The organism is candidate division KSB1 bacterium (genome assembly GCA_024655945.1).
Taxonomy (GTDB): Bacteria; Zhuqueibacterota; Zhuqueibacteria; order JANLFK01; family Oleimicrobiaceae; genus Oleimicrobium.
Genome location: JANLFK010000003.1, coordinates 186,464 through 199,338 on the forward strand (window position 1 = coordinate 186,464; position 12,875 = coordinate 199,338).

The 12,875-nt window shown below is 61.3% G+C and carries 7 protein-coding genes; 3 read left to right on the top strand and 4 right to left on the bottom strand.

From position 1 onward, the window contains the following. From NUW13_05830 to NUW13_05845, 4 genes are all read right to left on the bottom strand, one after another. A complete protein-coding gene (locus NUW13_05830; protein MCR4438548.1) occupies positions 1–711 on the bottom strand; it encodes a YIP1 family protein in 711 nt (236 codons plus the stop codon). Positions 712–885: 174 nt separating this feature from the next. Then, positions 886–2,298, bottom strand: a complete 1,413-nt coding sequence (locus NUW13_05835; GenBank protein MCR4438549.1) for a CCA tRNA nucleotidyltransferase — start codon at positions 2,296–2,298, stop codon at positions 886–888. Positions 2,299–2,773: 475 nt separating this feature from the next. Then, complete coding sequence (locus NUW13_05840) at positions 2,774–3,439, bottom strand: hypothetical protein (GenBank protein ID MCR4438550.1); 666 nt, start codon at positions 3,437–3,439, stop codon at positions 2,774–2,776. Between the two features lie 38 nt (positions 3,440–3,477). Next, positions 3,478–5,151: an AarF/UbiB family protein gene (locus tag NUW13_05845; GenBank protein ID MCR4438551.1), complete on the bottom strand. Its 1,674-nt coding sequence runs from the start codon at positions 5,149–5,151 to the stop codon at positions 3,478–3,480. 541 nt (positions 5,152–5,692) lie between these two features. Between NUW13_05845 and NUW13_05850 the strand changes: the two genes are divergently transcribed. The 3 genes from NUW13_05850 to proS all read left to right on the top strand — a co-directional run bounded on the left by NUW13_05850 (position 5,693) and on the right by proS (position 12,861). Next, on the top strand, positions 5,693–10,138 hold the full coding sequence (locus NUW13_05850) for a hypothetical protein (GenBank protein ID MCR4438552.1): 4,446 nt from the start codon (positions 5,693–5,695) through the stop codon (positions 10,136–10,138). A 57-nt stretch (positions 10,139–10,195) separates the two neighbouring features. After that, complete coding sequence (locus NUW13_05855) at positions 10,196–11,149, top strand: T9SS type A sorting domain-containing protein (protein MCR4438553.1); 954 nt, start codon at positions 10,196–10,198, stop codon at positions 11,147–11,149. A 281-nt stretch (positions 11,150–11,430) separates the two neighbouring features. Continuing rightward, entirely contained in the window at positions 11,431–12,861 is a 1,431-nt protein-coding gene (proS, locus tag NUW13_05860) for a proline--tRNA ligase (protein ID MCR4438554.1), read from the top strand. Positions 12,862–12,875 lie beyond the last annotated feature (14 nt).

The following is a 12,875-nucleotide window of genomic DNA, read 5'->3' on the forward strand; positions in this document are numbered from 1 at the left end:
CTAAGTGAGCGCTGCGGTGATGGCAGCCGCGGCCAGCGCGTAGACTATGTAGAGTGCCACCACGCCAGTGGCCGCCTTCTTCGTAGTGAAGCGGTAGACGACCGCCATACCAATGCACACCAGCACCAGCTCCCACAGCGAGAAGACATCCGTGCGCGCCAGAAGCTGGTAGAGAAAGGTGCCCTTCTGCTCAGGGTCAAGGAACGCGGCCAGGCTGGTCTGCACGTTCACCGTGCCCCGGGAGAGCATCAGCGGCGTCTTGACGATGGTGGCCAGCACGCCGATCAGCGACGTCCAGGTGTACATGGCAAACACCTTCTTGAAGTTGCTCGCCCCACCCAGCACGATGTTTCCCAGAAAAAGAAGGACCAGTGCGACGACCACTATGGCCACCACCGCGCCAACCGGTGCCATCACTGGGCCGGTGATCCGCCCGATCTTCGCCCCCACTGCCAAGGCCCGGTCTGCCTCCTCTGGGCTCATGCCGCGCTGTTCGATCAGCTTGTCCCGCTGCTTGGCCATGCCTTCTTCCATGGCCATTGGCGTGATGAAAATGGCCGCCACCATGGCCGCAATGACCACCAGCACCAGCGGTAGAACCCACCGCGGCCGGCGGTCGATCGCCTCATAGGCCTCGCGCGGACTGACAAAAATGTTGACCAACGTCCCTAACAGGGAATCCCCTTGCGCAGACACCTGCTGATTCTCCATGCTCGTTTCCTCCGCACCTTGGTCCTTCTGCAGCTCTGCGGCCAGGTACCTTGCGCCCACGGCCCTGGCTCCGTAATTGCTCACAGAGTATACACTTCGCGAGGGGCAACTATTGCATGCCGGCTTCTCCAAAAAACCAGAAGATGGAACGAAAAAGCACCAGAAAAGTTTCGGTCAGGGCAACCGCTTTCGCGTGGGCTCGCCGCTGGCCAGCACCTCGTCCTTGATGGAAAGCAGATAGCGGTAGGCTGCATCGTGCTCATTGGGGATCTGGCCGTCCAGGATCGCCTCCTCAATCATCTTTTTCAGGCGGCCGACCATGGGGCCCGGTCCAATGCCGCACACCGCCATGATTTCGTCGCCGCGCACCGGCGACTGGAAGGCGCGCATGCGGTCTTTCTCTTCGACCTCGTGGATGCGCTGCACAAGATGGTCAAAGTTGGCCAAGTGCTGGCTCACCCGCGCGGGATTGCCCGAGGTAATGTCCGCCCGGCAAAGGATGAAAAGTTCCTCCAGGTGCTGGCCAGCCTGGACGATGAGCCGACGAATGGCCGAATCGCTGACGCCTTCATCTGCCAAGTGAATGGGGCGCAGGTGCAGGCGAATCATCTTCTCCGCGTACTTTTCCGTTTCGTTGGGCAGGCGCAGCCGCCGGCAGATGCCCTTCATCATGCGCGCACCGATCTCATCATGCCCATGAAAAGTCCAGCCCACGCGCGGCACAAAGGCCTTGGTCTGCGGCTTGGCCACGTCGTGGAAAAGGGCCGCAAAGCGCAACGGAAAACTCTCGCTCACTGCCGCCACATTGTCCAGAACCTTGAGCGTGTGCAGGAAGACATCTTTGTGGTGGTGGCGACCGATCTGCTCGACGCCCTTGAGCGCGCTGATCTCGGGCAGCACCACTTCCAGCACCTTGGTCTCGCCCATCAGCCTGAAGCCGATGGAGGGGCGGCTCGCCATGAGGATCTTGCGCAGCTCCTCAGTGATGCGCTCCTGGGAAACGATGGCCAGCCGCTCGCGCATGGCCGCAATCGCCGCCTTGGTGCGCTTTTCCAGACGGAAGTCAAGCTGGGTGGCGAAGCGTATGGCACGCATGATGCGCAGCGGGTCATCCTGGAAAGTCACCTCGGGGTCCAGCGGCGTGCGCACCACGCGATGCTCCAAGTCTTGCCTGCCGCCGAAAGGATCCACCAGCTCCATCCACGAGGCGCGGTTCACGGACAGGGCCATGGCGTTGATGGTAAAGTCGCGCCTGGACAGGTCGTCAGCGAGGGTGGCCTTGCGCACCGCGGGCTTGCGCGAATGGGGCTCGTAGCTCTCGGCTCTGGCCGAGACAAACTCCAACTTGCGGCCGTCAAGCAGGAAGGAGGCGGTGCAGAACTTGTCGTACACGACAAAGCCCGTGCCCTGGAGCCTCTTCTTGGCCAGGCGCGCGAACTCCGGGCCGTCGCCGACCACGACAAAGTCGATGTCGGCGCTGTCCACGCCGCGCAGGCGGTCGCGCACAAAGCCCCCCACGGCGTAGACCGGCAGGCCTTGCTCGTCAGCCAGCGCCCCTATTTGCGCAAGGATCTCCTCAGTGGTCACGTTGCCTCGGAAATGCTGCGACCCTAGGTCCCGGCTGTTGCCGACCCTCCCCTGCCTCTGCCTCGTGAGGGCCTTGTTCAATCAATTCGCGAAGGACACCGATGATTTCTGCGCTCCTGCCCATCCATTCATCGGGCTGAAATGGCACCAGCCTACGCTCATAATCCGGCGGAAAGTGGAGCCCCGCCTTTTCCTCCAGCCTATCCTTGAGCTTTTTTCGGAATTGGAGCGTTGCCTTGCTGTCATTCAGCCAGTGGAAGTTGACTTGGAGCACTCCGTGCGAGAACACCGTGAATACCGACCGCGTGCTGATGCTGTTATACTTGGGATTGAACGATCCGCGAAGGGGGCCAGTGCCCCACGAGACGCTGTCAGCAGTGCGTTGAGCGCATTCAAACAACTCCCGTACCTTGTTCTCGGCCGCTTTGTCCAGCCTTTGCCGAAGATCCTCGAAGAAGGTACTCTGGTCCCACCTTTATCTTGGCGCCAAGCTCGAGGGCGGGTTCTTGATCGTCTCCGCCCCATAGAGCTTGGGTACCAAAATATCAAAGTCTTCGTCCCTGTAGAATTCCAGCTCGCACGCCAGCAGTCTGAACCTGCTGTTGGCGTTTATGAAGCTAACCAAATGCTTCAGTTGGTCATGGACGTGGTCCATGAGGAAGATGAAAGTAAATCGACCAGAGCTGAGGTCCGATTTGAATCGGTCGAGAACCTCGTCCACCTTGTCGTAATCAAATCCGAAGGCGTCCGCCACTTTCGCGCGCAATGAGACGCCGGATACCTCGCTTACCGCTCCCTCAAGCATCTCATCTATGTCGGCGGAGTCCTGAAAGGCTTTCCACAGCGCAGCTCCATAATCGAGAACCTGGGCCACTACAAACCTCTTGTCAGGATTCTTGTAGAGCTTGGTTTCGATGATGTATGCTGCCCCCTCCTCGTCGATGGCGAGAGCGTCGATTGCCCCACTTGACGTGGTGAACTCGCGAGCGAGCACGCATGGCTGCATGTCCTCTCGAATGTCATCGAGGGGAATCGCACCAGGGTTTTCTCGAATGTACCGCTGCAGCTCTTCCTCTTTGCCGACGGCCGTAGGGAGGATCTTCTTGGCGGCTCGACCTCTCTTCACCACTACTATGGGCATGCGTCTCCCTCCTGCCGATCTCTCCTGGTTTGCTTGTTCTACAACCTCCCCGACCGGAGTATGGCAACCACCAACCGCACCCCCAGCAGGCCAGCAAATGCATAGCCCACAATCCCCAGGACCGAAACACCCAGCAGGGACGGCCCCACATGCGCCGCGATAATCATCGAGGAAGCGACGATGAGGGCAGCGATGATCAAGCTGAAGGAAAGCCGGTTAGAGGAACGGTCAACCTCGCGAATGAGGTTTTCCAGCCCTTGATGCCTGAGCTCTGCACCTATCTTTCCGGCACTCAGGCGTCGCAGCAGCACCTCCATTTCGTGCGGCAAGGTCACTGCGAGCCGGTACAGGTCGCGCAGGCCTCTCTCCAGCTGGTAGGCAACCCGTTCCGGTTCAAACTGCCGCCACATGAGCTTGCCCGCATAGGCGCCAATGGCCGCTGCAAAAGAAAACTCGGGGTCGAGCTTCTCGGCGATGTCCTCGTAAGAGCCTAAGGTCTTGCCCAAGAGCATCAAGTTGGACGGGACGCGCAGCCGGTGGCGCGCTAACACCGCCACCGCGTCGTCGAGGACCGCCTTCATCCGCAATTTGCCCAAGTTGGCGCCGTAGTAGCGGTCGATGAACTCGCCGATGTCCAGGCGGAGAAGCCACTCATCACCGCCCTGGGGAACGATCCCCATCTGGGCCATCACGCGCAGGATGAGGCTCACGTCGCGCCCCGTCACCCCCACCAGCAGGTCGGCGAACAGAGCCAGCATCTGGTCGTCCAGCCGGCCCATGATGCCAAAGTCGACCGGGGCGATCGTCCCATCGCTGCGCACCAGCAGGTTGCCAGGGTGTGGATCGGCGTGAAAGAAGCCATCCTCGAAAATCTGCTTCAGGACAAAGTCGGCGCCCCGCCGCACCAAGGCTTTCAGATCGATGCCCAGGGCGCGCAGGCTCTCCACATCCGAGATCTTGACACCCTCCACATACTCCAGCGTCAGCACCCGGGAGGTGGTCAGCTCCCAAAACACGGCTGGCACGCGCACCCCGGGGAGCGTGGCGCAATTGCGGGCGAACAGCTCCACATTGCGCGCCTCGCTGAAAAAGTCCAACTCGCGCCTGGTGCTCCTGGCCAACTCCTCCACAAGCCCCACCGGATCGAACTGGTGGCCTTCAGGCAAATGGCGTTCGATGAGGCGCGCCAGGTCCAGGAGGATCTCCATGTCCACCTCGATGAGCTCGGCGATGCGCGGCCGTTGGATCTTGACCACCACCTCCTGTCCATCCACCGTGCGCGCGCGATGCACCTGGGCGATGGATGCCGATGCCAGCGGCGCGCTTTCGATGGAAGCGAAGCGCGACGAAGCCGCCCCCTGGAGCTCCTGATTCAGCGTGTGCTCCAGGACGGAAAACGGCTCCGGGCGCACTCGGTCCTGGAGGAGGACCAGCTCGGCAAGAAGGTCGGCAGGCACCAAAACAGACCGCGTGCTCAGCACCTGGCCAAGTTTCACGAACGTGGGGCCGAGCTCCTCCAAGGCCATGCGGATGCGACTGGCGGTGGTAACGCCTTCCACCCCACGCCGCACGCGCGACAGTCGCCGCCCCAAGTGCAGGTAGGCAGCCAGGTCCAGCCTTTCGGCCAGGTCGGCGAACCCGTACTTGATCAGCACCATGGCGATCTGGCGGTAGCGCTTGAGGTGGCGGTATCGCCGGTGAATCCTGAGCACGCCTGCTCCTCTGCTTGCGGTCAACTCCCGGTTCTCTGCTCCCGCACAGGAGCCCAACTGCCGATGATGGGTTAATTTAGCAAACCTCCGGCCAAAAATCAACGCGTTTGTGGGTGGCCGACATCCGGTCAGAGCGTCTCATTTCTAACACACTGTGTCACCATGTCGCAACGGCCTGCCATCTGCTGCGCCACCCGGACAGTGCAAAGGGATAGAGACAAACGGAGGCGCGCTGCAACATCCTGCTGCATCGAAAGTTAGCCCGCCCCAAGCTGCCCAAGGCGCCTCGCCAAGTCCATTGCTGCGCCCCGGGGCGGTTGTGTGCGTGGCACTACATTTGCCAAACCTGTTAGGCGACGAGTGGGCCTTCCCGCGGCGAGAGCGCCGCGTGCAGGGAGAGTGTCCGGGCCCGCAAGTTGTTCAAAAAGTGCTTGCTTTTGTGAAATCAATTGCTAATTTGTGCTCTGTGCAGGGGTGGGACGAGCGGTTTCGGTGGTCACTGTCTGCTTCAGGGGCACAACTATAAGCAGTGGAGGCTGAGATGGCAGCGAAAAGGATACAGGCCAGCACGCTGATCGGGGTTGGTCTCCTCCTGTTCTATTTCACAGCGGCATCTGCGCAGCAGGGCTCCATAGGCAATCGCGCTACTGCCGACCCCGCCTACACCGGGTATGCAGCTTGGATCAAGCTGACCGTGGCGGGGCCCGATGGCAACAATGCCCTCAACGACAACTTTGCGGGCGCCAAAGTGGAGATCGACCTGAACATCGACGGAGACGACAACGAGACCACTAACCCTGGCGACGTCTACCAAGCCAGCGGCGACGCCGGCGAGTTGGTATCCGACCCGATTGAGGGGCAAGGCGCCTTCGACCGGTACTTTTTCGTGCGCATCAAGTCGGGGGCCAGCAACCCCTTTCCTGATGGCAAGGGCTACGACACGGACATCCGTCCGCGCGTCAAGTTTGCCGCAAGCGGCTACCTGCGCGTCGGTGGCGTACCCATTCAGACCGAGACCGGCTTTGTCAACGCCACCGACGACATCACCCCCAGGATGCGTAAGGTCGAGCACTACGACGACGGCACAGGGCATACGGCCGGTTCTCCCGGCAATCAGGTGCAGTATGACGGCTACATCGACAAGATCGTCATCGAGTGGAGCGAGGCCATGCGCACCAGCAACGTGGCTGCCAGCACCGCCATCTTCGGCGGCCTTGGCTCCTCGGTGAGTAGCATCGAGGCCATAGGAGCGTGGACAGACAACAAGCACTTTGTCATGTGGCCGGTCTCCATCTCGCCGAACTCCGGCATCACCCCGACCCTTTCTTATTACCCCCCACCCAGCAACAGCGACAAATTTGCCAGTGCAACCTTGCAATACGCTGAAACGCATTCCAAGGTGGTAACCGACCGCTCCGGCCCCGCCATTGTCAGCGCGCAGACCAAACGTGCTTCCCGCCGCCAGGCGCTGGCTCAAGCGCTCGCGGCGAAGCGCATCCGCGTGCTCTTTAGCGAGCCCGTGGCCTTCAACGACATCGAAGGTTCTGACTTTACGGTGACCGTCAACGGCGTCAACAACCCGGTGGCCAGCATTGTCTCGCCCCCCACCGCCAATCCGCCGACCAATACCTACGAATTCGCCCTGACCAACAACTTTGTCCATGAGGACGTGACCGGCAACATCTCCTACACCGGGACGATGCTGGTGCGCGACGTCAGCCCGGACAGCAACTACAACGGTGTGGGCCCCACGAGGACAATCACCGACGGCATCCTGCCGAACATTGTCTCTGTGCGCACGGTTGACGGCCTCTCGGCCACCAATGCTGGTGCCAACGGGTGGGGTTATCTGGACTGGGTAGAGGTCACCTTTGACCACACTTACAAAGGCATGGACCAGGCCCGCGTCAGCACTTCGGGCTTCACCGTCACCGGCACTGGCATATTCACGATTGGCGCCACTGGCAGTTGGGCCGATGCCACTACGTTCCGCATTCCTTTGGTGGCCACTACCCCAAAAGTGGCCAATACCGACCTTGTGCCCACGGTGACCTATGTGAACCCGGGCTCGACCACAGGCTTGCGCAGCGCGGTGAACAACGGGTTGGCCGAGAACTTGCTGGCAACCGATGTGACCCCCTCCTCAGAGAACGCTTCGCCCGTGCAGATTGTCGACGGCGCCGGGCCAGCCCTCATCGAAGCCTACACTGCCGGTGGCAACAGAATCCGGCTGACGTTCAGTGAGAAGGTCAACACGGCCGGTTGGCCCACCACCGAGCGGGCCGCCGAGGTGCCGTCTCGCTTCAAGTGGTTCGTCGGCCTGCGGAACTTCAATGCGGCCGGGACCAAGGTCTTTTTCACCGGGCTCTCCGGCACCAATCAAGACAATGTAATCTACCTTAACAGCACTGGGTCCACCTGGACAAAGACTGACAGCGGCTTCGTTAACTTCTATGGCACCAATGTCGTCTACGACGTCGCTCCCACTCTTAATGGCAACTTGCAGTGGGACGACGACGGCTCCTTGGTCGGCTTTGCCGGGACCGGTTCCGACGTCAAAGTGAAACGTGACAACATCGCCCCCATCCTCCTTGGTTTGTACACACAGGACTTTGACGCCGACGGCAAGTTAGACCACTACCGTTTCGTGTTCGATCCTCTGTCTCCCATCTTCCCGAAGACGTCGTTCAAGGCGGTAAACTGGCGGATCGTGGGCTATGACGGAGCGAAATCGGGCATTGCCCTGAACATGAACGTCTACAACCCGTCCCACGCACAGTACAAGCCCACGGCCATCAACACCTTTGGCGACACGGTGGAGGCGTATATCTCGTTCAACGAGACCACCGCCGGTGGCCCGCTTGCCACCCCATATGGCGGTGACACGGGTAACGTGCCGGACGTGATCGTAGAAACCGGAAAGGGCTTTGCCGACTGGGCCGACAATGTGATGGCCGCCTTGGGCGAGGGGCTCGCCTTAGAGAGCGACAAGGCTGGCCCTGCCATCATGAGCGCCAAGACCATCTCCACCACCACCGTGGAGGTGCTCATGAGCGAGAAGGTCCAGGGACTGGACTTGGCCGACTTTGACCTGACCATGGGGTTTGCCCCGCCGCTGGCGTCCGTGACGCAACCCAGCGACGCCCGCGTGTTGTTGACCGTCGCCCCTTACGCCCAGTGGGCGCCCACGCAGACGGGCACCGTTCGCCTGACCGGGATCAACAAAATCTATGACGACATCGCCGGCACCGACAACGGCAACATGCAGACTGCCTCCATTGCCGTGATCGATGCCACGGCCAGCCACTTCATAGTGAGCCAGATCTACAAGGAGGGATCCCAGTTCACCGGCGTACCGTTCGACATCAAGGTCATCGCCAAGGACTCGCACGGCAACACTGACGTGAACTTTACGGTCCCCATCCAGTTCGCCGCCAACAAGCAGCGGGTAACGCTCCCGACTGGGGTACAGCGCCTGACCAACGGAGAAGGTGTGTTCCAGATCGTCTGCTACGACACCACTTCCAATTTGGTGATCACGGCGTACAAGACGACCGACCCCGGAGTGAACGGCTCAACCGAACCAATAACGGTGGCGGAAGCGGTCATCGATGCGCCGGACACGCTCACCGTCAAGGACTACAAGGGCGCCGATGGCAGAGGCGACCAGGGTGGCTACGTGACGCTTGTCTGGGACTTTTCGCAGAACCATCCTGGCATAGGCACCGTTAACATCATCGACTACTATCAGATTTACCGCGTGGTCGAAGGTAAGCTCTTCCATTGGGGCACGGTGCAAGCGACCGACCCGCGGCAGAGCAAGGCAGACTCGGTGCGCGTGGTGGTTCCCACTTATGACAATGTGATCTCCGACTTTTACGTGCAGGCCGTCAAGAATCCGCCCACGTTCACAACTGCGGCTTCGCCGGCGGCCGATGAGGATGCCATCCCGCTGCCGGCAGGGTACGTGTTAGCCGTGCCGCCAAAGGCTGACGACGGCCAGGTGACTGTGGCGGCCGCTATGACTGCCGGCCAGTTAGTGTCGCCCCTCACCAAGGGCACTGGTGGTGCCACTGACGACATCCCGCCGGCAGCCATCACCGAGGCGGCTATCCGCAAGATCAGCGCGCAGGCGAAGCTGTTCTGGCCGAAGGTCACCAAAGGGATCGACGGCTCGCCGGAGCGCTCGCGCATTACCTATCGCGTGTACGCGCACCCCAGCAATGCCTACTTCAACGTCGGCGATCCGGGCGCGGTGTTGCTGGGCAGCAGCACAGACACCTTCCTGGTGGTGAACGTGGATGCTCTGCGGCGCTTCTACATGGTGGTGGCCATGGACGACAACAACATGTCTGGCCCCTCCAACCGGGTCGGCCATTATGGCTTTGGCTTGAACAAGGGAGAAACGCGCAAGTATACCCACATCTCGCTGCCGCTCATCGATCCGAACATCACGGATGCCAAGTCGTTGGCCGCCAGCATCGGTGGCGTGGCTGCGGTGTACAAGTTGGACCCGGCCACCAACGCCTACACCACCTACTGGCTGCCAGATATGGGTTTGGGCACGAACTTCTCCATCACCCCTGGCATGGCCTGCTTGGTCAACCTGAAAAGCGACGCGCCAAGCACCTGGTTCATGGTGGGGTCGGTACCGTACCCAGGCAGCGTCCGTTTCACGCTGGCGAAGACCAAGACGCGCACCTACAACGAGATCAGCGTGCCCTTGGATCGCCTGAACCTGACCAACGTCGCACAGTTAGCCGCCAGCATCGGCGGCGTGGAGGCGCTCTACCGGATCGACCCGGCTACCAACGCCTTCACGCAGTATTGGCTTCCGGCGCAGAGCCTGGGCACGAATTTCCCCTTGAACCCTGGCGAGCCGGTACTCCTGTTGGTGAACCAGTCGGCTCCTAACCAGTGGCCGTCAGGCAGCGTGACTACCGCGCTACCTTCGGGCGAGCAGCCTGTGGGCGCAAGGGAAGAATGACCGGTGGGGATACCCCCACTTTCGGTGACCATGGAAGACTACCCAAGGGAGGTTGCTATGAAAGGCCTGCTGAGCTTTGCCCTGGTGCTCTTGGCAATAGCGGTGCTCATCGGCCCGGCTGCAGCACAAGGGCCGCTCACCGCTATCGTCTACGGGCAGGTCCTCAATCCTGACCTGAGCAAGCCCGATTCGGCGGACATCAAATACCGGGCTTACCTGACCAATGACCCGCTTGACACCCTGGTGGGTCGCTCGCAGAACGAAGGCATGTGGAGCTTAGCACTGGCCCTGTTTGCCGGCGGCTCCTTCCCCTGGCAAGCGGGCGACACCTTGGCCATGCGGTTCGAGAACGTCGGCAACGGCCCCTTCAAGGGCGCGGTGACCTACCTGCGCTACGTGACCACGAACGAAGACCTGCAGTATGCTGGCCAGTCCGCGCTGCCGGTGGAGCTTGTCGAGTTTGTTGCCGCCGTGGAGCAGACTGAGCTTGCCACGCGAGTGCGCCTCACCTGGAAGACGGCCTCCGAGAGCAACAACTTTGGCTTCGAAGTGCAGCGTTCCCCCGACAGGAGCAACTTCCAGACGCTGGCGTTCATCCCCGGCGCCGGCACCACCGCCGCGCGGCAAGCCTACGAATACGTGGACCAGGAGGTAAGGGTCGGCACCTACTATTACCGTTTGAAGCAAGTGGATCGCGACGGCTCTATCCAGTTCACCGAGCCGCAATGTGTCGAGGTGGCTGCGCCGCGAGCCTACGCGCTGCGGCAGAACTACCCGAACCCGTTCAACCCGTCAACCGAGATTGTGTACCAGCTCAAGGAGGGTGGGCGAGTCTCGCTGGTCGTGTACAACGTCTTAGGCGAGCAGGTGGCCTCCTTGGTTGACCAGGTGCAGGAAGCAGGCATCCATCGCGTGACCTTCGACGCTTCCGGCCTGCCCACAGGTGTGTTTTTCTACCGGCTGCGGGTGAACGGTTTCGACCAGATGCGCAAGATGGCGGTGTTGAAGTAGTCCCTCCAGAGGCGCGCGGGTAAGGCTCGGCGTCGGACACTCTTTCCTGCCCCCGGGTGTCCGCACGCGTGAGAAGTTCGCGAGTTCGCCCGCGCGCCTTCGTCTTTCCCGCCACAGAGTGAGAGCCGAGCCCCATCAGGGAGAACCCGGCTCTTTCCCCTTCCTTCCCTGAAAATCCTTGAAATTGTCCCCGCTTTGCGTTATCTTTTGGCAATCGTTGGGCATCTGCCGACAACGGCCCCAAAGCGCGCCTGCGAAGCACGACCGTCAAGAGGAGACCTATGGCCAAGGGAATCACTCCGCGACACGAGGATTATGCTCGCTGGTACACCGACGTCATTGCTGCTGCAGAGCTTGCCGACTATGCACCGGTCAAAGGGTGCATGGTCATCCGCCCGAACGGCTACGCCATTTGGGAGAAGATCCAGAGCACCTTGGATGGCATGTTCAAAGAGACTGGTCATGTGAATGCCTACTTTCCGCTGTTCATTCCGGAAAGCTATTTGCGGCGCGAGGCGGAGCATGTGGAGGGCTTTGCCCCAGAGTGCGCGGTGGTGACCCATGGCGGCGGCAAGAAGTTGGAGGAGCCCCTGGTGGTGCGGCCGACCTCCGAGACCATCATCTGGGCCATGTATCGCAACTGGATCCATTCGCACCGCGACCTGCCGCTGCTCATCAACCAGTGGGCAAACGTCGTCCGCTGGGAGATGCGCACTCGTCTCTTCTTGCGCACCACCGAGTTCCTTTGGCAGGAGGGGCACACTGCCCACGCCACCGAACAGGAAGCCGAGCAGGAAGCGCTGCTCATCCTGGACCTCTACCGCCGCTTCGCCGAAGAATACATGGCCATGCCGGTCTTTGTGGGAATGAAGACGGACAAGGAAAAGTTCGCCGGGGCCGTGCGCACCTATTGTATCGAGGCCATGATGCAGGACAGGCGCGCGTTGCAGGCGGGAACCTCCCACAACTTGGGACAGAATTTCGCCAAGGCCTTCGATGTCACCTACCAGGACGAGCAGGGGAAGCAGCAGTACGTGTGGGCCACCAGCTGGGGTGTCTCTACGCGTCTCATCGGCGCACTGATTATGTGCCACAGCGACGACAATGGCCTTGTGCTGCCGCCACGCTTAGCAAGCCTGCAGGCGGTGGTGGTGCCCATCTGGACGGGCGACACCGAGCGTGACGCGGTGCTGGCCTATGTCCGCCAGCTCACCACCTCGTGGGCCGGTCGCCTGAGCTTCAAGATCGACGACCGCGACAACTACCGGCCGGGCTGGAAGTTCAACGAGTGGGAGCAGCGTGGCGTGCCCATCCGCATCGAGGTCGGGCCGCGCGACATGGCGCAGCAGCAGGTCGTGCTCGTGCGACGCGATACGCGCCAGAAAACGGTCGTGCCTGCCAGCGCCCTGCCCGGCGCAGTGGCGGAAGAGTTGGAGTCCATGCAACGAGACTTGCTGACGCGAGCGCGCGACTTTCGCGACCGCCATACGCAGACGGTCAGCGACTACCCGACTCTCACCCGTCTCATCGAAGAACCAGGGGGCTTCTTCTGGGTGGACTGGTGCGGAGAGCGTGCCTGCGAAGACCGCTTGCAGGAAGAGACCAAGGCGACCATCCGCCTCATTCCGTTCGAGCGCGCGCCCGAGCGCGGGCCGTGCATTCTTTGCGGACACCCATCCCAGCACCGGGTGCTGGTGGCAAAGGCCTACTGAGGTGCCAACCACGC

Excerpts from the sequence above, each read along its gene's own strand:
- NUW13_05830 (MCR4438548.1), bottom strand. The coding sequence starts at position 711 with ATGGAGAATCAGCAGGTGTCTGCGCAAGGGGATTCCCTGTTAGGGACG.
- NUW13_05840 (MCR4438550.1), bottom strand. The coding sequence starts at position 3,439 with ATGCCCATAGTAGTGGTGAAGAGAGGTCGAGCCGCCAAGAAGATCCTC.
- NUW13_05850 (MCR4438552.1), top strand. The coding sequence starts at position 5,693 with ATGGCAGCGAAAAGGATACAGGCCAGCACGCTGATCGGGGTTGGTCTC.
- NUW13_05855 (MCR4438553.1), top strand. The coding sequence starts at position 10,196 with ATGAAAGGCCTGCTGAGCTTTGCCCTGGTGCTCTTGGCAATAGCGGTG.
- proS (MCR4438554.1), top strand. The coding sequence starts at position 11,431 with ATGGCCAAGGGAATCACTCCGCGACACGAGGATTATGCTCGCTGGTAC.